The organism is Ideonella sp., from assembly GCF_044358605.1.
Lineage (GTDB): Bacteria > Pseudomonadota > Gammaproteobacteria > Burkholderiales > Burkholderiaceae_C > Ideonella.
Genome location: NZ_JBIKNQ010000019.1, coordinates 49,652 through 72,470, shown reverse-complemented (window position 1 = coordinate 72,470; position 22,819 = coordinate 49,652). Strand labels below are relative to the sequence as shown.

Below are 22,819 nucleotides of genomic sequence, written 5' to 3'. Positions count from 1 at the left end.
CCAGTTGCCCCGAACTCAATCGCCAGCACGTAATGTGTCGCACCTTCGCCTATCGTGTAGTCGAAGACCGCCACGTAGCCATCAGATTCTGGATACAGGCCGATCCTCTTCAAATGAATAGCCTTGAGCAACTCCTCAACTCCGAGACTGTTCACGTCCCTCGAACCAAAGTGCTGTGCTCTTTCTTCGTCACTGAATTCCTCGGCGTGGTGGCTCAAGTAGAGACTGCTTGAGCCTTCTGAATCCTCGCCGAAATCCACTCGAATCGCGCTTCTTGCGGCTGAGTCAAAGCGGGCAATGTCGACAACAAAAGGCTTGACCTTCTCAAACATGGCCACAGATATCTGACCATCTCTGACGTTGACGTCCAGCCTCACATCACGATCTGCAAACTTCAGCGGGAACTCCCAATAGCCGTCTGGTGCATTGGGGAAGTCAAGGCTGCCAACAGACGGAAAGGAGAAACGGATCATTGAGTTTGCACTCCTAGAAATGGACTTTGACGGGGGACTAGACTGGCACCAAAGGCACGTGTTCCGCTGGATGTACGCAGGCAATGGCATCACCGGCCCTCACAAGACCAGACCGGACAACCACTCCCATCACACCCGCTTTGCGCACAAGCGCACCATCGGTACGTTTGTCGAGGACATTGGCAAGCAAGCCTGGCATGAAGTTCTCAATTTGAGCGCAGGGATTGCGCAAGCCCGTGATTCGCACGACAGCGGATTCGCCAATGCGGAGCAGCGTTCCTGCTGACACTTGCAACAGTGGGACTCCGACCGTGGTGATGTTCTCACCCATGTCGCCCGGTTGTACCCGCAGTCCGTCTGCAGCCAACTCATTCAACAGTTCAGTGTGAATCAGATGCACTTGGCGCAAATTGGGCTGAGATGGATCTTTGGCAACTCTAGACCGATGCTGAATCGTCTCACCAAAATGTGCATCACCCTCGACTCCTCGACCTTCGATCAAGCAGATTTCATCGACGCCAACCTTGGAAAACTCATGCTCGGGGCTCTTGTGCACTGCCACTACGAATGCTTGCATAGTTCTAATCATTCAACGTCAAAGGTAAGTGGACTGGATGTTTGCTGGAAATCATTCAACTGCCAACTTGCTGCAGGTCTTGGAGGCACTATAGCCCGCTCAAGTCGCCTTGTGACGCCCTTTGAAGGGATGGCATCAGCGGCAGATTTAACCCTCTGAATGAGCGGATACTGCGCCCGCAATCGCGGCAATTCTCCAAGGTAGACCCGAAATTGAATCGCTATGCAAACGACCTTGGCTGGATCTGCGCTGCCACCTCAAATCGCACACTCCACCGCCTTGGCCCCCAGCACCTCCGTCAGCACGGTGGGCGCAATGCCCACCAGGTAGCCGCGCTGGCCGCCGTTGATGAGGATGGCGGGTAAGGCCAAGATGCTTTGCTCCACATAGACCGGCAAGTCTTTGCGGGTGCCAAAGGGTGATGTGCCGCCGACAAGATAGCCGCTGTGGCGCTGGGCCACTTCGGGTTTGCAGGGCTCTACACTTTTGGCGCCGATGGCGCGGGCCAGGTTCTTGGTGCTGACTTGCTTGTCGCCGTGCATCAGGATGATCAGCGGCTCGGCTTTGTCATCTTGCATCACCAGGGTCTTGATGACGGCATGTTCGTCCCAACCCAGTTGCTTGGCCGACTCGGCCGTGCCGCCCTTGTCCACGTAGTCATACGGGTGGGTGCTGAAGCTCACGCCCCGGGCTTTGAGCCATTGGGTCGCGGGGGTTTCGCTGACGTGTTTGTCTTTCTTGGCCATGCGGCTTCTCTCTGTCTATCTCTCTGAATCTCTCTCGCTTTGTAACGCTCAACGCAAGGTGGCGGTGGCGTCCATGGTCAGCCAGCCTTCATGGTCTTGCGCCCACAGGTGCACGCTGCGGCCGTCTGGGCTGGGTTGGCCCTGAAGCTGGAAGGGGTGCAAATCAAACGTGGGGCGCACCGCCTTGAACTCAAAGCGGGCAACCTCGGCGCTGGGCTGCTGGCGGCGCAGCAGGTCCATCAGCAGTGTGGCGATCAGCGGGCCATGGACGATCAAGCCGGGGTAGCCCTCGACCTCGGTCACATATCGGCGGTCATAGTGGATGCGGTGGCCATTGAAGGTCAGCGCGCTGTAGCGGAACAGCAGGCCGTCGTCCGGCACGATGCGGCGCTGCCAAGCGGCTTCGCTCGAAGCTGCAATGGGTGGAGGTTCCACATCATCCGGCCGCCAGGCCTCGCGGTAGACGATGTCGTGGAACTCGGTGATGGCCACTTCCATCTGCCCTTGGCGGCGGACCTCGTGCTTGACCTTCACAAACACCAGCGGCCCGGTGCGGCCCTGCTTGACCTTGACGCTGGCGATGGTGGAGGTGCGTTCCACCGCGTCACCCAGGTGCAGCGGGTGATGGAATTCAAACTGGCTGCCGGCCCACATGCGGCGCGGCAGAGGCACGGGCGGCATGAAACCGCCGCGTTGGGCATGGCCGTCGGGGCCGATCTCGCTTTGGGCGTGCAGGGGCAAAAAGTACAGCCAGTGCCACAAGGGCGGCAAGGCCGTGCCCGCTTCGTAGCGGTCGGCTGAGTGGTCCAGCGTGGCGGCCAGCGCCAGCGCGGGTGTCACGGTCAGTGTGTCGCGGCGGGTTTCGCTGCGGCCCACCCAGGCCGCTAAGGTGGTTTCAAGCGCGTCCAAATCCATGGTCGTTGCTGTTCATGTTCACTGCGCCGGGTCGCGCAGCTCCCAGCGGATGGCGTCGATGGCGGCCAGCAGCTCGGGCGACAAGGTGGTGGGCCAGGCGGCGACGCAGTCTTCCAACTGCGCCAGGCTGGTCACGCCGATCAGGGTGCTGGCCACGCGCCAGTTGCGATAGCAAAAAGCCAGGGCCATCTGTGCGGGGGTCAGACCATGCTCTCGCGCCAAGGCGTTGTAGCGGCGGGCAGCCACCAAGGCCTCGGGGCGGGCCCAGCGCTGCTTGCGCATGGTTTCAAACTGAGCCAGGCGGCCGAGTTGCGGCTGGGCGGGGTCAAAGCCAGGGCCGTCGTACTTGCCCGTCAGGCTGCCAAAGCCCAGCGGCGAGTAAGCCAGCAAACCCACTTGCTCGTGGAACAGCACTTCGTCCAAGCCGTTGTCCAACGTGCGGTTCACCAGAGCGTAGGGGTTTTGCACCGAGGCAATGCGCGGCAGGCCCATCTGCTCGGCCACTTTGATGAAGCTCATCACGCCCCAGGGAGACTCATTGGACAGGCCAATAGTGCGCACTTTGCCCTCGCGCACCAGTTGGTCGAGTGCCCGCAGTTGGGCCTCGATGCCGGTTTGCTCGCTGACCTTGCTGGGGTCGAAGTAAATGCCACCAAAGGCCGGCACATGGCGGTTGGGCCAGTGGATCTGGTAGAGGTCGATCACCTCGGTCTGCAGGCGCCGCAGGCTGTCTTCACAGGCTTGGATGATGTGCTCGGGCTTGAGGTCGGCCGCACCGCCGCGGATCCACGGCATGCCCCGCGACGGGCCTGCCACCTTGGTGGCCAGCACCACTTTTTGGCGCACTTCTGGGCGCTTGGCAAACCACTGACCGAGGATGGTCTCGGTGGCGCCAAAGGTCTCGGCCCGGGCCGGCACGGAGTACATCTCGGCGGTGTCCAGCAGCGTGATGCCCAGGTCCAGGGCGCGGTCGAGGATGGCATGGGCCTGCTCGGTGCCGACCTGCTCACCAAAGGTCATGGTGCCCAGGCCGATGGGCGTGATGTGGAGGTCGCTGAGGCCGAGGCGGAGGGTTTGCATGGTCGGCAGAAGGCGGTTGTTATCCGCTCAGTGTGCCGCATCTCAGCACAGGGGCATGGCCGTGCTGGCCGGGCGCTCAGACAAATCTGCCAAGCCCGCCTCGTCCAAGAGCAGCACGGGCGCTTGCTGTGCCTGCCAGCGCAGCCAGGCACTGACCCGCAAGGAGCTGACATCCGGCATCTGGGCCGTGGTGCGGCGGCAGAACTGAGGCTCCAGCGCCAGGGACAGCTTGCGCTTGGCCTGTGCGCCGTCTTGCGCCTTCCAGCTTTGGAGGGTGGTCCGCAAGGCGAAGAAGCGGGCCTGCTGCTGCGCATCCAAGCCCAGGGCCAACCACTTGCCTTTGCGACCAGGCGCCTCGGGCCGCAAATCTGGGGGCACCGCGTTCAAGGGGCGCAGCAGCAAGCGCTCCTCCATCACCTCGGCGGCGGCATTGCCCCGCTCAGCCTTGATCACGATGACGGCGGCATCGGGCCGGGGCTCTATGCCATCGGGCAGATAGGCCAGTGCCAGCAGCATGGCGGGGTCGAGTTGCTGCCAATCGAGCTGCCTGAGCTGCCACAGCGAGCGCAGCGGCACTTGCGTGCACGCCGCCAAGGTCAGGGCCAAGACGAGGGCGAGCCAAGCGCTGCGTGAACGTGCGGGTTTGAGGCGTGTCATGGTCAGGGTCAAAGTGTTTGACGATATGTTTTTATCGTTTTACATTAAACATCATGAATTCTGAGCGCACAAGCCCTACCCCTCACCGCAGCTTGGCCCAGCGCCTGCGCACGCTTTCTGTGGCCGTACAGGTGCTGTGCATCATTGGCGCCGTTGCAGCCGTGTCCATGGCGCTGTCACCGCTGTGGAATGCCCAGCACCTGTTGAGCAACGATTACAGCTGCGCGGGCAACAGCTTGCTGAGCAAGCTGAGTGGCCCGCCCACCTTTGAGACCCTGCAGCGCATGGTGCTGGTGAACGTGCCCGTGCTGGTGGTGCAGTGCGCCTTGCTGTGGCAGTTGTGGGGCTTGTTTGCAGAGTTCCGTGCCGGGCGCTTGTTCTCGGACAAGGCCTTGCAGTGCTGGCAGCGCTGGGGCTGGGGCGTGGCCGCGCTGGCGGTGCTGCAGCCGATGGAGCGCGCCGCGATGTGGGTGGCCGTCACCCTGCAAAACCCGCCGGGCCAACGCGTTTTGACGGTGTCACTGGGCACCGACGATTACCCCCTGATCTTGCTGGCCTTGGTGTTTGTGGCCCTGGCCCGGGTGATGCGAGAAGCCGCCCGCGCCGCGCAAGAGAACGAGGGCTTTGTCTGATGCCCATCCTGGTGAACTTGGATGTGATGCTGGCCCGCCGCAAGATGCGCTCGCGCGAGCTGGCCGAGCGGGTCGGCATCTCCGAGGTGAACATCTCGCTGCTCAAGTCGGGCAAGGTGCGCGGGGTGCGCTTTGACACCCTGGCCGCCATCTGCGCGGTGCTGGAATGCCAGCCCGGCGACCTGCTGAGCTACCAAGCCGGAGACGACGATGCACCCGCACCGGGCTGAATGGGGCACGCGCGCTTCATCAGGCCGCCACCGGGCGGCCGCAGTGGTGTTGGCGCTGCATGCACTGCTTTTGCTAGCGTGGTTACAGCACACCGGGCGGGTCAGCGTGGGCACGCACGCGCCCGCCACCAGAACCACCCTGAGCTGGGTGCTGCCGGCCCCTCCCCCTGCCACCACCGCGCCACAGGCGCCCAGCGCCAGCCCCAAGCGACCCAGCAGCACCCAGCCATCTATGCAGGCAGCCGCGCCGCGCGAGCGGCCCACACGGCCTTCAGAGCCCAGCACTCAGCCCCTCACCCCGGCCCAAAGCACCACATTGAGCCTGCTGCCCGCAGCCTCGGCCCCGGAGCCCGCCGCGCCCAGCAGCACCAGCATGGGCGCCCTGATGCGCAGCGAGGCCACCCGACAAGCCCTGCGGCAGACGGGGCAACAGCCCTTGCTGGCCGAGAGGGCAGAGGCAGCCACCGACATCGCCCTGCAACGCCAAGACACGGCCTTGGCGGAGGGCGTGAAGCAAGGCGCAAAAGGGGACTGCCTGAAGGGTGAGTTTGCGGGCAGTGGTGGCGGGCTGCTCAGCCTGCCCGCCTTGGCCTATGCCGCCGCCGCAGGCAAGTGCGCTTCCAAATAGCGCGGCCTCAAACGGGCAGCAATGCCTGCGGCCGCGAGTCAATTGGCGGCTCGCTCGCCCCGGCCAGGGCCAAGGCCATCAACTCACTGGGGTTCATGGGCTTGCCATACAAAAAGCCCTGCGCTTGGGCGCACCCCAGTTCGCGCAGGCAACGCGCTTGGCGCGGGGTCTCCACCCCTTCGGCCACCACCGTCAAGTCCATGGCCCGGGCCACTGAGAGAGCGGCCGTCACGATGGCCCGATCGCCCGAGTCTTGCGGCAGGCCGGCCACAAAGCTGCGGTCAATCTTGAGCTTGCCCACCGGCAGGCGCTTCAAGTAAGCCAGCGACGACAAGCCCGTGCCGAAGTCGTCGATGGCCAAGGTCACGCCACGGCGCCGCAGGTCATGCAGCAGGCGCACGCTGTCTTCCAGGTCTTCGATGAGGGTGTGCTCGGTCAGCTCCAGCTCCAGACAGGTCGGGTTGCACTGTGAGAGCGCCACGGCATGCTCGTACTGACGGGTGATGAAGCCGCCCCGCAACTGGCGTGCGGAGACATTGACCGCCACATGCAGCTCGGTCAAGCCGCACTGCTGCCAATGCGCCAGTTGCAAGGCCGCTTGCTCCAGCACCCAGCCGCCCAATTCCACAATCAGGCCAGAGCGCTCCGCCACGTCAATGAAGTCGCTGGGCATCAGCAGGCCGCGCTCGGGGTGCTGCCAGCGGATCAAGGCCTCGGCGGCCAACACACGGCCCGTGCTCAGCTCGACAATGGGTTGATAGGTCAGCCGCATTTCGCCCTCACGCAGGGCGCGGCGCAGTTCGGATTCAAGCTGCACGCGGTGCTCAGTGGCCAAGCGCAGGCCTTGAGCAAACACCACCAAATGGCCTTTGCCGCGTGACTTGGCCTCGTACATGGCAATGTCAGAGGCGCGCACCACGTCTTGCGGGCTGCTGCCATCCAGCGGGTAGCGCGCCACCCCCACCGAGCCGGTGAGGTTCAGCTCGTGGCCGTCCAGCCAGGTCAAGCCCGACAGTGCGCGCTGCACCATGCCGCCATAGCGCAGCGGGTCTGCAAAGCCCACATCGCAAGGGCAGATCACCACAAACTCATCGCCGCCAAAACGATAGGCGCGGGCACCGGGCCGCAAGGTTTCTTGCAGCCGCGAAGCGACCAAGCGCAGCACCTCGTCCCCCACGGCGTGGCCCAAGGTGTCGTTGATGAGTTTGAAGTCGTCAAGGTCAAAGGTCACAACCGACAAACCTGGGTCTGATGGGGACCCGGTTCGAATAGCTTCTTGCAAGTGGGCCATGGCGGCATGGCGGTTGAACAGGCCCGTCACACAGTCCTTGTAGGCCAGCTCATCCAAGGTTTCGGCGATCTGCTGCACGTCTGTGCGCAGCCGGCCCGTGAATAGGAGCACCCCAGCGCAGGCAAGCCCCGCAGCCACCACGCTGAACAGCGCCAGTGCCAGCGTCTGCATGGTGGCGGTCAGGCCGGTGTGCGCCAAGCCAAAGGCGGCTGCGTTCACCGCCACCACGGCCCCCAGCGTGGCCCAGATCACCGCCCCCCTGGAGTGCCACTGCAGGCGACTCAGCAGTGCGCTGCTGGCGTGATGGGTCTCGCCGCCGTCCATCAACACGGGTGCGCTCATAGACGCACCTCCCCCGTTGAGCAGAAAACGAAGCGAAGCGGGCGATTCATGGTGGAGGGGCGAGAGCGGTTCATCACCGCCCCCTATCGGGCCAGCCCTCTCTGGATTGAGTCGCCAGCGGTGCGGAAAGCGTGCACTTTCCACACTGCGCAGGCCTGTCAGCTGCTGCGGCGCGCGGCGGCGCGTTCTTCCTCTTGCAGCCGCAGCACGCGGCGCTGCACCTTGCCGGTGGTCGTCATGGGTAAAGCGTCGATGAACTCGATCTCTTTGGGGTACTCATAAGGCGCCAACTGGCCGCGCACATGAGCTTGCAGAGACTCCACCAGGGCCGCATCACCCGCCACCCCAGGGGCCAAGACGACATAGGCCTTGACTACCGCGCCGCGCTCGGCGTCGGGTTTGGGCACCACAGCGGCATTGGCCACCGCCGGGTGTTTGACCAGGCAGTTCTCGACCTCACTGGGGCCGATGCGATAGCCCGCCGCCTTGAAGACATCGTCGCTGCGTCCTTGGTACCAAAGGTAGCCGTCTTCATCCATCACGGCGGTGTCGCCCGTGCGGCACCAACTGCTGTCCATCGCACCGGTGAACTTGGCCCGGGTGGCGTCGTCGCGCTTCCAGTAACCCAAGAAGAATACGGGGTCGGGTTGGCCGTGCACATCCAGGCGGTGCACCGCCACATCGCCCGGCGTGCCGCGCGGGCATTCTTGGCCCGCATCGTCGATCACCGCTACCCGGTGGCCGGGATAGGCCTTGCCCATGCTGCCGGGCTTGGCCGGCCAGCCCACCGCCCCGTCAGGCCCCAGGCACCCGTTGGTGCCCACCCCTTGGCTGCAATTGCCTACGATGTAGTTGATCTCGGTCTGGCCAAACATCTCGTTGACCACCACGCCCAACTCGCGCTCACACCAATGGAAGACGGCATCGCCCACCGCCTCGCCCGCGCTCATCACGGCGCGCAAGCGCAGCGCAAAGTGCTGGCGTGGCTGGGGCACGGCCTTCATCATGGCCTTGAGCGCAGTGGGAAAGAGAAAGGTGTTCGTCACCCGATGCCGCTGCATCAGCTCGAACGCACGCTGTGGGGTGAAGCGCCCTGCAAAGGCGACGATGGGCAGGGCAAAGTACAGGCAGGGCAAGAGCGCATCCATCAGGCCGCCCGTCCAGGCCCAGTCAGCAGGGCTCCAAAACACGGCGTCTTTGGGCACGCCGCCGGGGGCTAGCGCCGGGGTGCGCTGGCCCGGCGTGGTGGGCGCGCGCGGCCCAGTGCCCAGCAACAGGTTTTGGCTGCAGACAAAGCCACTCAGGTTGCCGATCAGGGCGCGGTGCGGGATCAAGGCGCCCTTGGGCGGCCCCGTGGTGCCGCTGGTGTAGATCAGCACCGCCGCCTCGTCGGCCTTGGTGCGCACTGCGGTGAACTGCCCAGACTCTCGTGCCAAGGTGGCCGTCCAGTCAATATCGCCCAGGCCGGCAGCTTGGCCCACGGCCACCACGGTCTTCAGGCCCGGACAGGCGGGGCGCGCCGCTCGCACAGCGGCGATAGCCGATTCGTCCACCAAGGCGACGGCCGCCTAGCTGTCATTGAAGCGGTACTCCAGCGCATCCGGCCCAAACAACATGGACAGCGGCATGGCCACGGCACCCAACTGGGCAATGGCGATGTGAGCCACCGCCGTCTCCACGCGCTGGGGCATCACCACGGCCACGCGGTCGCCGCGGCGCACACCCAAGCGGCGCAATCCCGCGCTCAGGCGATTGGCCTGCGCCTGCAAGGCGGCAAAACGCACCAGGGTGGTGCTGCCGTTGTCATGCTCAATGCGCAAGGCCACGGCGCGAGGGTGGCTGCGCGCCCAGCGATGGCAGCACACTTCAGCCAGATTGAACCAAGTGGGCACCTGCCACTCAAAGGCTTGGTGCAAGCGCTGATGCGCAGGGCGGGACGAAGCTTGAAGGGTCAACATGAATGCAAGCGTACCGCTGATCTTCCTGACCCAACTCAACTCTGGCTCTCGTAAAAACCCTCACCCCCCCGTCGAATTCAGACAGAATTCGCTCTTGATCCCAAAAAACGGAGTGCCATGGAAGAGGAATCCACAGCCCAGCTCCCCCATGCACCCTTGCCCGCCGAGATGGCGAGCGAAACCTGGGTGGTGGCGGTGGGGGCATCCGCCGGAGGCTTGGAGGCCTTGCAGCGGTTCTTCTCCTCGCTGACTCTGCCTACGCAGGCCGCTTTTGTGGTGCTGCAGCACTTGGCGGCCGATCACCGCTCGATGATGCCGGAGCTGCTGGGGCGCCACACCGCGCTCACCGTCACCACCGGCGAAGAAGGCGCTGCCCTGCAACCCGACGTGGTCTACCTGCTGCCGCCGGGAGTCATGATGACCCTGGTGCACGGCTGCATTCACTTTGAGCCCAAGCCCGCCCACGGCGTCACGCTGCCGATTGACCACTTCTTCATCTCGCTGGCCCAAAGCGTGGGTGACCATGCGGTGGGCGTGGTGTTGTCTGGCTCGGGCTCCGATGGCGCACTCGGCGCTTCAACCCTGCGTGCCCAAGGCGGCTATGTGCTGGTGCAAGCGCCAGACAGCGCCAAGTTCGATTCCATGCCTCGCAGCGCCTTGGCGGCCACCCAGGCCGATGCCGTAGGTTCGCCCGAAGAGCTGGCGGCACGCGCCCTGGAGATTGTGCGGGGCCGCACCGGCCGCCTGGGCCACAGCGAGCTGCTGCCGGCCCAAAGCATGCGCCCGGCCCTGCAGCGCGTGTTTGAAAACCTGTTTGCGCAAAGCGGCATCGACTTCAACCAGTACAAGCTGCCCACCGTGCTGCGCCGCATTGAGCGACGCCTGCTGGTGCTGGGCTGCATGGATGTCTCCGACTACGCCGACCGCCTGGCGGAGTCGCAGGAAGAACGCGAGCAGTTGCGCCGGGAGCTGCTGATCCCGGTTACCAGCTTTTTCCGCGACGCTGCAGCCTTCAAGATCTTGCTGCATCAAGTGCTGGTGCCCATGGTGCGCCAACAGCCCGCCAACCGCCCGCTGCGTGTCTGGAGTGCTGGTTGCGCCACGGGTGAAGAGGCTTACTCGCTGGGCATCTTGCTGCTGGAGGCCTGCCAACTGGCGCAGAACTGGCCCGGCGTGAAAGTGTTTGCCACCGATGTAGACCAGCGCGTGCTGGATTTGGCCTCCGCCGGCAGCTACCCCGCAGGGCTGGCCGAAAGCCTGGGCGCGGAGCGGGTGGGGCGCTACTTCACTCAGCAAGATGACCGCTTGGTGGTGAAGCCTGAGTTGCGCCAGATCGTGCTGTTTGCCCGGCACAACTTGCTGGACGATGCACCCTTCACCAAGATGGACTTGGTGGTCTGCCGCAACACACTGATCTACTTTCAGGCCGAAGCCCAAGAGCGGGTGATGCGCCGCTTGCAATATGCGCTGAACGCCCAGGGCGTGCTCTTCTTGGGCTCCAGCGAGTCCTTGGGGCCGCTACAGGCCGACTTTGAAGTGCTGGACAGCAGCCACAAGATCTATCGCTTGCAGCGGCCGGTCATCACCTCGCTGGCTTTGCACGATGGCTTTGGCCGGGCTTCACCGCCCACTATTCTGCGCCATGGGTCCAGCCCGCCGCAGCCTTTGGCCCAAAGCGTGGTGGAGGCCGCGCAATCGCAACTGATGCAGGCCTATTTGCCGGCCTGTTTGTTGATCAATTCACAGCGGCAACTGCTGCACACCTGGGGTCCGGCACAGCGCTTTTTGAGGGTGCCGGAAGGCTCTGTCAACCTCGATGCTTTGCGCCTGCTGCCGCCCCGACTGGGGCCGCTGGCGGCACATGCCATGCAATGCGCCTTGCGCGAGGGCAAGGCGCATCGGGTTCCGCCCATTCAGGTGGATGTCGATGGCCAAGAGCGCACCATCAGCGTGGTGGCGCACCCGGTGACCTTAGAGACCGAAACCCTGTGTGTGGTGCTGTCTCTCGAAGAACTGCTGGACATGGCCATCAGCGCACCTCAAGTGCCGCTGGACGCCGTGGAGATGGACCGTTTGGCCGCCCTCGAGCGCGAGTTGCAAGCCACGCGACAAGGCCTGCAAAGCACGATCGAAGAACTGGAAGCCTCGAATGAAGAACTCCAGGCCACCAACGAGGAGTTGATGTCCTCTAACGAGGAGTTGCAGAGCACCAATGAAGAGCTGCAGTCGGTCAATGAAGAGCTCTACACCGTCAACGCGGAATACAACGCCAAGCTCGATGCGCTGTCTGCCCTGAACGCCGACTTGGAAGGCATGGCGCAATCCACGGGCATTGCGACCTTGTTCGTCAACAATGACCTCTCGCTGGTGCGCTTCACCCCCGAGGCCACCTTGCTCTTCCGTTTGCGGCCCAGCGATGTCGGCCGCTCGATTGAAGACTTCAACAGCCTGTTGATCTACCCCGAACTCAGCGAAGACCTGCGCAAGACCTTGGCCACGGGTGAGGTCGTCGAACGAGAAGTGCCAGGCCCCCATGGCTCTTGGTACTTGGCACGCGTGCTGGCCTACGGCCAGCGCAATGGCAGCAACTGGCGCCGGGCGGTGATGAGCTTCATCGACATCACCCGCTTGCGAGACGCTTCGCGCCTGCAGGACCTGATTGACTCTCTGCCCGAGCATGTGGCCGTGGTGGATTTGCAAGGCACCATCCGGCTGGTGAACCGGGCCTGGAATTCTTTTGCGCGGCAGAACGGCGGCAACCCAGACCTGGATTGCGGCATTGGCGCCAACTACCTGGCGGTGCTGGCCCGCTCGACCGACCCGCAGGCGCCTGAGATCTTGCGCAACCTGCAAGAGGTCATGTCGGGTCGTCAGCAGGACTACACCCTGACTTATCCTTGCCACAGCCCTGAGCAAGAGCGCTGGTTCGTGATGCATGTGCGCCCCTTGTCCGGCGTGGAAGACGGTTTGGTGGTGACGCACTTCGATGTCTCTCCGTCGCTCGGCACTTGGCCGCATCTGGGCCGCCACCATGCGGCCTGAGCCCTCCGCCAAAGAGCTGGAAGACCATGCCCATGTGGGCTTGCTGGCTCTGGCCTTGAATGCCCTGAGCGAGCATGCCCCAGAGCGCGCGCGCGCGCTGCTGGAACAGGGCCACAGCCAGCCCGCGCAGGCCATGGATGAAGCCTGGCGCCTGCATGCTCAAGGCTTTGAAGAGCAAGCGCTGCAGACCCGCGACATGCTGGCCCAGGTCGAGCAGTTCTGCGCCTGGCAGGCCCAGTTGCTGCATGGCCTGCCAGTGCCTGTGCTGCTGCTGAATCGGCATGGCGCGATCATTGAAGCCAATGACGAAGCCCTGCGCCTGATTGGGCACATCAGAGAAGAGACAGCCGCCTTGCTGTTGCTCTCGCGCCTTTTCCCCGAAGGCGATGCGGGCGTGCGCCTGCGCCTGGCCTTAACGGCCGCCATCAGCCAAGGCCGGGCCAAGCTGGACGAAGCGGCTCTGGTCTGCCTGGACGGGCGCCAGGTGTGGGCCGAGTTGCGCCTGACGCGCGTGCGCCCCCGAGACGAAGGCGCACGGGCCATTGAACTGGCCTGCGTGATCGTCGACCTGACAGACCGCCGCCTGGCCCGCGAGGCACAGGAGCGTGCGCGTGACGCCGAGCAAGAGCGGCGTCTGGCCGAGCACGCAGCCCAGACCAAGACGCAACTGTTGTCGCGCGTCAGCCATGAGTTGCGCACCCCCTTGAACGCCGTGCAAGGCTTTAGCCAACTGCTGCAAATGGACCTGCCTGGCAGCCAAGACAAGCGCAGCGAGTATCTGCAGCACATCAGCACCGCCAGCAAACAACTGCTGGAGTTGGTGGAAGAAATGCTGGACTTCAACCGCGCAGAATCAGGGCACTTAGAACTGTGCATGGGGCCAACCTCAATCGCGGTGCTGGTGCCCACCGTCTTGGCCCAGCATGAACCCATGGCGAACCCCATGGGCTTGACGCTCAAAGCCGACCTGCCTGCAGACGCCCCGGACTTGCGGGCTGATTCGCGGCGGGTGCGACACATCTTGACCAACTTGGTGTCCAACGCCGTCAAGTACAACCGCCAAGGCGGTCAAGTGAAGATTCGTTTAGGGCACAACAGCAAAGAGGGTTGGGTCGAGGTCGAGGACAGCGGCATTGGCCTGAGCGAGGCCCAACTGGCCCATCTCTTCGAGCCCTTCAACCGATTGGGGGCTGAGCAATCCGGCTCGCGCGGCTTTGGGCTTGGCCTCAGCATTTGCAAGGCCTATGCCGACGCCATGGGCGGCCGCTTGGAAGCCTGGTCCAATGTGGGGGTGGGCAGCCGTTTTAGACTCACACTTCCTCGTTGGATGGCCGATAACTCTTGAGCACCTTCGCCCCTTACCGCCCACTGCGGCAAGCCCATGTGTTGCATCTGCCCGTGCGCAGCCATTGGCGTTATGCCCTGCGCTGCTGGGGCGACCCGCAAACCGCCACGCCCGAGCGCCCCTTGCTGGTGCTGGGCCATGGCTTCATGGATGTGGGCGCGTCCTTCCAGTTCTTGGTGGATGCACTGCAAGCCCAGGGCGATGGCGAGCGGCCCATCGTGGCCCCTGATTGGCGCGGCTTTGGCCTGACGCAAGGCCCCGCCTGCGACCATTATCTTTTTGCCGACTACCTGGGTGATCTGGACGCCTTGGTCGATGCCCTCTCGCCCGAACTGCCCATCGACCTGCTCGGCCACAGCATGGGCGGCAATATCGTGATGAGCTATGCGGGGGCCTGCCCAACTCGCATACGGCGGCTGATCAACCTGGAAGGCTTTGGCCTGCCCGAAGCCAAGCCCGAGGCGGCCCCGACCCACCTGGCCAAGTGGCTGGACGACCTCAAAGCGCCCAAGACCCTGAAGGCCTATGCCAGCGCAGAGGCGGTGGCCCAGCGCCTGCAACACACCAACCCGCGCCTACCAGACGACCGAGCTCAGTGGCTGGCCACGCAGTGGGCAGCGCCTGCTGAAGATGGGCTCTGGCACCTGCATGCAGACCCCGCGCACCGGCGCATCAGCGCCCTGCCCTATCGACTGGACGAGGTGTTGGCCGCTTGGCGGCGCATCACCGCACCCACGCTGTGGGTGGAGGGCGATGAAACGCCCTTTGAACAATGGTGGGGGGCTCGCTACCCCAGAGCAGACTTTGACGCCCGTTTGGCGCAGGTGCCCCAGCTAGAGCGCTGCACGCTGCAAAGGGCTGGCCACATGCTGCACCACGACCAACCCGAGGCCTTGGCCCAGGCGCTGCGCCAGTTTCTTTGACCCCAAGGCCTCGCCCTGTCTCATGAACGCGGGTAACGCAGCGACTCCACCATGATCTCTGTGTGAGCGGAGGGGCGCGGTGTCAGCAAGCTGACCACGATGGCCACCACAAACCCAACTGGCACCCCAAAGACACCGGCTGAAATGGGCTGAATGCCCCACCATAGCTCCACCGGGCCTTCCACCCCAAACAATCCGCGTAGCCATGGATGGGTGGTGGCCAAGTACCAGAACGTCACACCCAAGCCTGCCAGCATGCCGCTGGCCGCGCCCCAGCCATTGGCTCGGCGCCAAAAGACACCCAACACCAAGACCGGGAACAAGGCCGAGGCAGCCAGTGAAAAAGCTGCGGACACCAAGAACAAGATGTTGGCTGGACGTTGCGCCGCCAGTGAAGCCGCCCCGCCAGCGACCAACAAGAGCAGCAGCTTGGACATCACCACCCGCCGCCCCGTAGAAACCTCGGGCTTGACCACCTTGAAGTAAAGGTCGTGCGAGAGTGCATTGGCGATGGTCAGCAGCAGGCCATCGGCCGTGGACAGGGCCGCCGCCAGACCGCCGGCCGCCACCATGCCCGAGATGACAAAAGGCAGGCCAGCGATCTCTGGCGTGGCCAGCACGATGATGTCGCCTCCCAGCGTGATCTCACCGAGCTGCAAAAAGCCGTCGCCGTTGACATCGGTGACCGACATCAAGGACGGATCGACCTTGTGCCAATTAGCCACCCAAGCAGGCAAGGCGTCAAAGGGCATGCCCACGACATGCGTGAAGATCTCGAACTTGACCATCACCGCCAAGGCTGGCGCCGTGATGTAGAGCAAGAGGATGAACAGCAGCGACCAAGACACCGACTCCCGCGCCTCTTTGACCGAGGGCGTGGTGTAGTAGCGGGTCAAGATGTGGGGCAGGCCGGCCGTGCCCACCATCAAGCAGAACACCAAAGCCAGAAAATTGCGCCTCGCCTCGGTGTATTGCTGCTGCTCTTCGGGAGTGCCGTTGGGATCGCCCGCAAACTGCGCCGCGTGGTCGGGCATGCCGCCCAGCGGCTTGGCCCGCTCCAGCAGCGCAGCACGCTCGCGAGCCCACGCGGCCTTGGCCTCAGCCTCGGTGCGCGGCAGTGCGACCAAGACGCGCTCGGCCGCTTGGATCTCACGCTGGGGCGCCTCCGCACGCTTGAGGGCATCCACCCGCTGCTGTGCGGCAGCGCGGTCGCGCGCCATGGCGCCAGGCACGTCGCGCATGCGCTCTTCCAAGGCCTTGGCCCGGGTGGCATAGACCTCGATCACCTCCAGCTCTTTAGGGTCCACCTTGAGGCGCTGCTCAGCCTCCGAGACCTTTTGCAACTGGTAGCCATAGGCCACCTGCGGGATGGGATTGCCGGTTTGCTTCACGCTCAGCCACACCACCGGCACCATATAGGCCACCACCAGCACGATGTACTGGGCCACCTGCGTCCAGGTCACCGCCTTCATGCCGCCCAGGAACGAACACACCAAGATGCCCCCCAAGCCCAGAAAGACGCCCACCTCAAATGAGGCGATGCTGGTCAGGCGAGTGGTGATCAGGCCCACGCCATAAATCTGGGCGACCACGTAGATGAAGGAGCACAAGATGGTGGCACACAGGCCGATCAAACGGGTCAGGTTGCCGTCATAACGGGCTCCCAAAAAATCGGGGATGGTGAACTGACCGAACTTGCGCAGGTAGGGCGCCAGAAGCAAGGCCACCAAGCAATAGCCGCCCGTCCAACCCAGGATGAAAGCCAGGCCGTCATAGCCTGTCAGGTAGAGCGTGCCGGCCATGCCAATGAAGGAGGCTGCGCTCATCCAGTCGGCGGCCGTGGCCATGCCGTTATAGATGGCAGGCACGCGGCGCCCGGCCACGTAGTACTCGGTGGCGTCGGTGGTGCGGCACATCACGCCGATCACGGCATACAGCACCATGGGCGCCGCCAAGAAGATGAAGCCAATGTGCTGACGCGACAAGCCCCAGCGCTCCAGCATGGCGAGCGCCACCACAAACAGCAAGAAGGCCAGCGCATAGCCGCCATAAACCCAGTTGAGCTTGCGCCTGAACACCATGCTGGCCTGAGCCTTGGGCCCGGGCGGGCGGCGAGGAGGCAGGGGAGGCAAGGCGGGCTCAGTCATCCTCATCCACCCCATAGCGCCGGTCCAGCCGGTTCATGGCTGCCGCATAGACCAGCACCAGCACCAAGTACATCAAAGGCGCACCTTGAGCCGCCATCCAAAAGCTGAAGGGCCAGCCAAAAAAATCGAAGCTCAGTTCACGCGCGAAGAAGGCCACCAAGAAAGTGACCGCCATCCACAGGAACAACAACCCTGCCGTGAGCCGACGGTTGCGCAGCCAATAGCGCCGCCGCACCGCCGCATTGGGCAGGTGGGAGGGTGCGGCGGGGGCATCAGCAGGGCTAGACATGAATGTCGCGGCAACTCAACGACAGGCACCCGGCCCCAAGGCCAGGCAGTGATAAATCTTGGTGATAGTGGCGAGCACCCACAGCAGCAAGAGCAGGGCCGCCGCTGCGCGGGCTTGGCCACCTGGCCCTAAACGCCCTTGGCTGAGGCGGCCCACGGCGTTCAGCACGGGCGAAACCACCACGTCCAGCAAGCGCCAGAACACGTTGTGTTCGCGGCCCACACCCACCAGCAGGCCCAGGAGCCACCTCCCCAGCAACGCCAGCAAAGCCAGCAAAGCCACTTCGGTAAGCATTTTGATCAACATGGCCGCCATCAACATGGGCCTCTCCTGCACTCGCACGGCCCAAAGCCGAGCGCTTTGGGCAAGACATAGGCTGTCATTGTCGGGGCAATCCCGCGCCACGCGTAGGGCGACCAAGGGTCTGAGCGGGCGGGACTTACCCGCACAACGTCAAGCCAGCAGGAACATGAGAAAATCGCCCGTTTGCCGCTGGCAACCCACAAATTACAAGGAATTGATCATGGACATCGAGCGCATCAACGTGATCGGGACCACCCTCTCGGACCTGACCCAGCGCACCCTCGATTTACGGGGGTATCTTTGACTACGACCGCAAAATCCTGCGGCTGAACGAAGTCAACGCCACCCTCGAAAACCCAGACATCTGGAACGACCCCAAGCGGGCGCAAGAACTGGGCAAAGAGAAAAAACAACTGGATGACGTGGTCGGCACCATCAACCACCTCACCGGCAATCTGTCGGACAACACCGAGCTGTTCGACATGTCCAAGGCCGAAGAAGACTTCGACGGCCTGGAAGCCATTGAGGCCGAAACTGCCTCGTTGCGCGAGATCGTGGAGCGGCTGGAATTCCGCCGCATGTTCTCCAACCCGGCTGACCCCAGCAACTGCTTCATCGACATTCAAGCCGGTGCCGGTGGCACCGAGGCCTGCGACTGGGCCGGCATGCTGCTGCGCCAGTACCTGAAGTACTGCGAGCGCAAGGGCTTCAAGGCGACGATGGAAGACGAAACCCCGGGTGATGTGGCCGGCTTGAAGAGCGCCACCATCAAGGTCGAGGGTGAGTACGCCTTTGGCCACCTGCGCACCGAAACTGGCGTACACCGCTTGGTGCGCAAGAGCCCGTTTGACTCGGCCGGTGGCCGCCACACCAGCTTTGCCTCGCTGTTTGTCTACCCGGAAGTGGATGACTCGATCGAGATCGACATCAACCCGTCCGATGTGCGCACCGACACCTTCCGCGCTTCGGGCGCGGGCGGTCAGCACATCAACAAGACGGACTCCGCCGTGCGCTTGACCCACATCCCGACGGGCATTGTGGTGCAGTGCCAAGACGGCCGCAGCCAGCACAGCAACCGCGATGTGGCCTGGAAGCGCCTGCGCTCGCGCCTCTACGACCACGAGATGCGCAAGCGCATGGAAGAGCAGCAAAAACTGGAAGACACCAAGACCGATGTCGGCTGGGGCCACCAGATTCGCTCTTACGTGCTGGACCAAAGCCGTATCAAGGACCTGCGCACCAATGTGGAAATCTCCAACACCCAAAAGGTGTTGGACGGCGACCTCGATGCCTTTATTGCTGCCAGCTTGAAGCAAGGCCTCTAAGCCACCCCAGCGCGCGCCCTACCCCACTGCGCGCGCTCCCTCCCCTTTGAAGGATGACCCATCATGATGCGTGAAGGTGCCAGCCCCGTGATCCAGCGCAGCGACTATCAAGCGCCCGCCTACTGGATCCGAACCGCCGACCTGACCTTTGACCTGGACGGTGCCAAGACCATCGTCGCCAGCAAGCTGCAGATCGAGCGCAACACCGACCTGCCCGTGCAAGCCTTGCGCCTGCATGGCGAAGACTTGAACCTGCTGCGGGTGCTGATCGACGGCCAGAGCGTGTCCTTCCGCCATGAAGACGGCCTGCTGGTGCTGGACGCCCCAGAGGCCAACAGCTTTGTGCTGGAGATCCGCAACACCATCGCCCCCGAGAAGAACACCCAGCTCAGCGGCTTGTATGCCTCGGGCTCGGGCCTGTTCACCCAGTGCGAAGCCGAGGGCTTCCGACGCATCACTTATTTCTTGGACCGCCCCGATGTGATGGCGGTCTACAGTGTGACGCTCCGGGCCGACAAGAAGAAGTATCCCGTGCTGCTGTCTAACGGCAACTTGGTGGAGCAAGGCGACTTGGACGCTGGCCGCCACTATGCCAAGTGGAGCGACCCCTTCCCCAAGCCCAGCTACTTGTTCGCCGTGGTGGCCGCCGACTTGGTGGCCCGCGAGCAATGGGTGCGCACCCGCTCGGGCAAAGACCATTTGCTACAGATCTTTGTGAAGCGTGGCGACTTGGAGAAGACCGAACATGCGATGAATTCGCTGATCGCCTCCATGGTCTGGGACGAAGCCCGCTTCAAGCTGCCGCTGGACTTAGAGCGCTTCATGATCGTCGCCGTTGACGACTTCAACATGGGCGCGATGGAGAACAAGGGCCTGAACCTGTTCAACACCAAGTTTGTGCTGGCCACCGCCGCCACCGCCACGGATGCCGACTTTGACGGCATTGAAAGCGTGGTGGCGCACGAGTACTTCCACAACTGGACGGGCAACCGCATCACCTGCCGCGACTGGTTCCAGCTCTCGCTCAAAGAGGGCCTCACCGTCTTCCGCGACCAGGAGTTCAGCCGCGACATGGCGGGCAGCGCCAGCAGCCGCGCCGTCTGCCGCATTGGCGATGTGCGCCGCTTGCGCGAAGTGCAGTTCGCCGAGGACGCAGGCCCTATGGCTCACCCGGTGCGCCCGGACGCCTATCAGGCTATCGACAACTTCTACACCTCCACCGTGTATGAAAAGGGGGCCGAGGTCGTGCGCATGATGCACACCTTGGTCGGCCGCGAAGGCTTTGCGGCGGGCATGGCGCTGTACTTCCAGCGCCATGACGGCCAGGCCGTGACCTGCGACGACTTTGCGCAGGCTATGGCAGACGCCAACCCGTCCAGCCACTTGGCCACCTCGCTCGATGGCTTCAAGCGCTGGTATGCCCAAGCGGGCACACCGCGCCTGACCGCACGCGGCGAGTACAACGCCGAGTCCGGCAGCTACACCCTGACCCTGAGCCAGCACAACCCCAAGGGCGCAGCGCCGCAGCTGCTGCCCGTCAGCGTGGCTTTGTTTGGCCGCAACGGCCAAGCCCAGCCCTTGCAGTTGGAGCATGAGTCTCAAGTACAGGGCACAGAGCGGGTGCTGGTGATGACGCGCGACGAACACCGCTTCACCTTCACCGGCTTGAGCACCGAGGTCGTGCCTTCATTGCTGCGCGATTTTTCAGCCCCGGTGGTGCTAGACGATGGCCTGAGCGATGCCGACCTGCTGGTGCTCTTGGCCCATGACACTGACGCCTTCAACCGCTGGGAAGCCAGCCAGCGCTTGGCCACCAGCCGCCTGCTGGCCGCTGCCGCCAGTGGCCAGCCCACGCCGGTGGACACGGCCTATCTGGAGGCCCTGCGCAGCGTGCTGCGCCACCCCGACCTAGACCCCGCCTTCAAAGACCTGGCCCTGACCCTGCCCTCCACACGCTTCTTGATGGAAGCCACGGAAGGCGTGGACCCGCAAGCCCTGCACGCGGCGCGCGAGCACCTGCTCGACCAATTGGCTGAGAAGCTGCATGAAGACTGGACCTGGGCCTGGAATGCCCACCAAGTGCGCGAGGGCTACAGCCCCGTACCCACTCAAAGCGGGTGCCGCGCTCTGGCCAACCTGGCCCTGGCCATGTTGGTGCGCGACGCCCGACGCAGCTGCGACACCGTCTGGCCCGGCCGCGCCTATCAGCGCTGCAAAGATGCCTCCAACATGACCGACCGCCTGGGCGCGCTGACAGCCCTGGTCTATGCCCATGCTGACTTGGCCGAGCCTGCCCTGCAGCGCTTCCATGCCCAGTTCAAACACGACCCGCTGGTGCTGGACAAATGGTTCATGCTGCAAGCTGGCGCACCCGAGCGCGACGGCAAAGTCTTTGCCCGTGTGCGCCAACTGCTGCAACACCCCGACTTCACGCTGAACAACCCCAACCGCGCACGCGCGCTGCTGTTCAGTTGGATGATCAACCAGGCCGCTTTCCACCGCAGCGACGCCGCAGGCTATGTGCTGTGGGCCGAAAAGGTGTTGGACATGGACGGTGTCAACCCACAACTCGCCTCGCGCTTTGCCCGCGGCCTGGACCGTTGGCGCAATCTGGCCGAGCCTTACCGCAGTGCCGCCCGCGAGGCCATCAGCCGCGTGGCCGCAGCGCCCAAGCTCAGCGGTGATGCACGCGAGATCATCGACCGCGCACTTCAAGACTAAATCAAGAGGACTTTGAGATGACCAAACGGATCAGCCTGACCCAGTATCTGGTTGAGCAGCAACGCGAGCACGGGCACATCCCGGCCCAGTTGCGTCTGCTCATCGAGGTGGTGGCCCGCGCCTGCAAGCGCATTGCCATCTCCGTCAACAAGGGCGAGCTCGGCGATGTGCTGGGCAGCGCCGGCTCTGAAAACGTGCAGGGCGAAGTCCAGAAGAAGCTGGACGTGATCAGCAATGAAGTGCTGATCGAGGCCAACGAATGGGGTGGCCACTTGGCGGCCATGGCGTCCGAAGAAATGGACTCCATCCATGTGGTGCCGAATCGCTATCCGCAGGGTGAATTCCTGCTGCTGTTTGACCCCCTGGATGGCTCCTCCAACATCGACGTGAACGTGTCGATTGGCACCATCTTCTCGGTGCTGCGCAAGGTCAACAACCAGCGCGGCGTCAGCGAAGAAGACTTCCTGCAGCCAGGCAGGCAACAGGCTGCTGCAGGCTATTGCATCTATGGCCCGCAGACCACGCTGGTGCTGACCGTGGGTGACGGTGTGGCCATGTTCACCCTGGACCGCGAGATGGGTTCTTGGGTGTTGACCGAAGAGAACGTGCAGATCCCCGATGACACCAAAGAGTTCGCCATCAATATGTCGAACATGCGCCACTGGGATGCCCCGGTCAAGCGCTATATCGACGAATGCTTGGCGGGCAAGGAAGGCCCGCGCGGCAAAGACTTCAATATGCGCTGGGTGGCCTCGATGGTGGCCGACGTGCACCGCATCCTGACCCGTGGCGGCATCTTCATGTACCCCTGGGACAAGCGCGACCCCGACAAACCCGGCAAGCTGCGCCTGCTCTACGAAGCCAACCCCATGGGCTTTGTGGTGGAGCAAGCGGGCGGCATGGTCAGCAACGGCCGCCAGCGCATCATGGACATCCAGCCCACCAAGCTGCACGAGCGCGTCAGCGTCATCTTGGGCTCCAAGAACGAAGTCCAGCGGGTCCACGACTACCACCAGGACGCCTAAGCGGCCGCTGAGGCAGCCGCGCCTTCTGCTATGATGCGCGGCTTCCAAGCCGGTGTAGCTCAGTTGGTAGAGCAGCTCATTCGTAATGAGAAGGTCGGGGGTTCGACTCCTCTCTCCGGCACCACACACCCCGCACAAAGCCCAGTTCGCAAGACTGGGCTTTGTTGTTT

Annotated in this window: 19 protein-coding genes, 1 tRNA gene and 1 pseudogene; 10 read left to right on the top strand and 11 right to left on the bottom strand. The window is 63.7% G+C overall.

The window, feature by feature from the left end; genetic code table 11:
* From ACIQ3Q_RS09075 to ACIQ3Q_RS09050, 6 genes are all read right to left on the bottom strand, one after another.
* Nucleotides 1-473, bottom strand: a 473-nt coding sequence (locus ACIQ3Q_RS09075; RefSeq protein ID WP_396268753.1) for a DUF2004 domain-containing protein, incomplete at its 3' end; no start/stop codon positions are given.
* 37 nt (nt 474-510) lie between these two features.
* A complete protein-coding gene (locus tag ACIQ3Q_RS09070; RefSeq protein ID WP_396268752.1) occupies nt 511-1,050 on the bottom strand; it encodes an MOSC domain-containing protein in 540 nt (179 codons plus the stop codon).
* A gap of 257 nt (nt 1,051-1,307) precedes the next feature.
* Nucleotides 1,308-1,796 carry a Cys-tRNA(Pro) deacylase gene (gene ybaK / locus ACIQ3Q_RS09065; protein ID WP_396268751.1) on the bottom strand — a complete coding sequence of 163 codons (489 nt, stop codon included), beginning with the start codon at nt 1,794-1,796 and terminating at the stop codon, nt 1,308-1,310.
* A 48-nt stretch (nt 1,797-1,844) separates the two neighbouring features.
* A complete protein-coding gene (locus tag ACIQ3Q_RS09060; protein ID WP_396268750.1) occupies nt 1,845-2,711 on the bottom strand; it encodes a MaoC family dehydratase N-terminal domain-containing protein in 867 nt (288 codons plus the stop codon).
* Nucleotides 2,712-2,729: 18 nt separating this feature from the next.
* Nucleotides 2,730-3,791, bottom strand: a complete 1,062-nt coding sequence (locus ACIQ3Q_RS09055; protein ID WP_396268749.1) for an aldo/keto reductase — start codon at nt 3,789-3,791, stop codon at nt 2,730-2,732.
* 42 nt (nt 3,792-3,833) lie between these two features.
* Entirely contained in the window at nt 3,834-4,448 is a 615-nt protein-coding gene (locus tag ACIQ3Q_RS09050; protein ID WP_396268748.1) for a hypothetical protein, read from the bottom strand.
* 53 nt (nt 4,449-4,501) lie between these two features.
* Here ACIQ3Q_RS09050 and ACIQ3Q_RS09045 point away from each other — a divergent pair, with 53 nt between their 5' ends.
* From ACIQ3Q_RS09045 to ACIQ3Q_RS09035, 3 genes are read left to right on the top strand one after another with little or no spacing between them, the layout of a single operon-like run.
* The gene (locus ACIQ3Q_RS09045; protein ID WP_396268747.1) at nt 4,502-5,080 is read left to right on the top strand and encodes a DUF2975 domain-containing protein; all 579 of its coding nucleotides are present in this window, start codon (nt 4,502-4,504) and stop codon (nt 5,078-5,080) included.
* Nucleotides 5,080-5,310, top strand: coding sequence for a helix-turn-helix domain-containing protein (locus ACIQ3Q_RS09040; RefSeq protein WP_396268746.1), 231 nt, complete (start codon nt 5,080-5,082; stop codon nt 5,308-5,310). Before ACIQ3Q_RS09045 ends, ACIQ3Q_RS09040 begins: the two co-directional genes overlap by 1 nt.
* Entirely contained in the window at nt 5,291-5,938 is a 648-nt protein-coding gene (locus ACIQ3Q_RS09035; RefSeq protein WP_396268745.1) for a hypothetical protein, read from the top strand. The genes ACIQ3Q_RS09040 and ACIQ3Q_RS09035 overlap by 20 nt, the downstream gene beginning before the upstream one ends.
* Before the next feature lie 7 nt (nt 5,939-5,945).
* Here ACIQ3Q_RS09035 and ACIQ3Q_RS09030 read toward each other — a convergent pair whose 3' ends face one another.
* Complete coding sequence (locus ACIQ3Q_RS09030; RefSeq protein WP_396268744.1) at nt 5,946-7,571, bottom strand: putative bifunctional diguanylate cyclase/phosphodiesterase; 1,626 nt, start codon at nt 7,569-7,571, stop codon at nt 5,946-5,948.
* A gap of 158 nt (nt 7,572-7,729) precedes the next feature.
* Nucleotides 7,730-9,529: pseudogene (locus ACIQ3Q_RS09025) on the bottom strand (acyl-CoA synthetase).
* 117 nt (nt 9,530-9,646) lie between these two features.
* On the opposite strand from ACIQ3Q_RS09025, the gene ACIQ3Q_RS09020 reads away from it, so the two are divergent.
* The 3 genes from ACIQ3Q_RS09020 to ACIQ3Q_RS09010 are packed head-to-tail and all read left to right on the top strand — an operon-like array spanning nt 9,647 to nt 14,839.
* Nucleotides 9,647-12,571 (top strand): CheR family methyltransferase, encoded by a 2,925-nt coding sequence (locus ACIQ3Q_RS09020; protein WP_396268743.1) that lies wholly within the window; start codon nt 9,647-9,649, stop codon nt 12,569-12,571.
* Nucleotides 12,516-13,916 carry an ATP-binding protein gene (locus tag ACIQ3Q_RS09015; RefSeq protein ID WP_396268742.1) on the top strand — a complete coding sequence of 467 codons (1,401 nt, stop codon included), beginning with the start codon at nt 12,516-12,518 and terminating at the stop codon, nt 13,914-13,916. The genes ACIQ3Q_RS09020 and ACIQ3Q_RS09015 overlap by 56 nt, the downstream gene beginning before the upstream one ends.
* On the top strand, nt 13,913-14,839 hold the full coding sequence (locus tag ACIQ3Q_RS09010; RefSeq protein ID WP_396268741.1) for an alpha/beta hydrolase: 927 nt from the start codon (nt 13,913-13,915) through the stop codon (nt 14,837-14,839). The genes ACIQ3Q_RS09015 and ACIQ3Q_RS09010 overlap by 4 nt, the downstream gene beginning before the upstream one ends.
* Nucleotides 14,840-14,859: 20 nt before the next feature.
* On the opposite strand, the gene ACIQ3Q_RS09005 is transcribed toward ACIQ3Q_RS09010, so the two are convergent.
* The 3 genes from ACIQ3Q_RS09005 to ACIQ3Q_RS08995 are packed head-to-tail and all read right to left on the bottom strand — an operon-like array spanning nt 14,860 to nt 17,596.
* Complete coding sequence (locus ACIQ3Q_RS09005; RefSeq protein WP_396268740.1) at nt 14,860-16,986, bottom strand: VC_2705 family sodium/solute symporter; 2,127 nt, start codon at nt 16,984-16,986, stop codon at nt 14,860-14,862.
* Entirely contained in the window at nt 16,979-17,275 is a 297-nt protein-coding gene (locus ACIQ3Q_RS09000) for a DUF4212 domain-containing protein (RefSeq protein WP_396268739.1), read from the bottom strand. Before ACIQ3Q_RS09000 ends, ACIQ3Q_RS09005 begins: the two co-directional genes overlap by 8 nt.
* A 15-nt stretch (nt 17,276-17,290) precedes the next feature.
* Nucleotides 17,291-17,596: a hypothetical protein gene (locus ACIQ3Q_RS08995; RefSeq protein ID WP_396268738.1), complete on the bottom strand. Its 306-nt coding sequence runs from the start codon at nt 17,594-17,596 to the stop codon at nt 17,291-17,293.
* Between the two features lie 202 nt (nt 17,597-17,798).
* Between ACIQ3Q_RS08995 and prfB the strand changes: the two genes are divergently transcribed.
* The 4 genes from prfB to ACIQ3Q_RS08975 all read left to right on the top strand — a co-directional run bounded on the left by prfB (nt 17,799) and on the right by ACIQ3Q_RS08975 (nt 22,773).
* Nucleotides 17,799-18,903, top strand: a protein-coding gene (prfB, locus tag ACIQ3Q_RS08990) for a peptide chain release factor 2 (RefSeq protein ID WP_396268737.1) whose coding sequence is annotated in 2 segments (ribosomal slippage) — nt 17,799-17,879 and nt 17,881-18,903 — 1,104 coding nt in all. Because the reading frame shifts where the segments join, the coding sequence is not laid out codon by codon here.
* Nucleotides 18,904-18,969: 66 nt separating this feature from the next.
* Nucleotides 18,970-21,624, top strand: coding sequence for an aminopeptidase N (gene pepN / locus ACIQ3Q_RS08985; RefSeq protein ID WP_396268755.1), 2,655 nt, complete (start codon nt 18,970-18,972; stop codon nt 21,622-21,624).
* A 17-nt stretch (nt 21,625-21,641) separates the two neighbouring features.
* The gene (locus tag ACIQ3Q_RS08980) at nt 21,642-22,649 is read left to right on the top strand and encodes a class 1 fructose-bisphosphatase (protein WP_396268736.1); all 1,008 of its coding nucleotides are present in this window, start codon (nt 21,642-21,644) and stop codon (nt 22,647-22,649) included.
* A 48-nt stretch (nt 22,650-22,697) separates the two neighbouring features.
* Nucleotides 22,698-22,773, top strand: a tRNA-Thr gene (locus ACIQ3Q_RS08975).
* Nucleotides 22,774-22,819 lie beyond the last annotated feature (46 nt).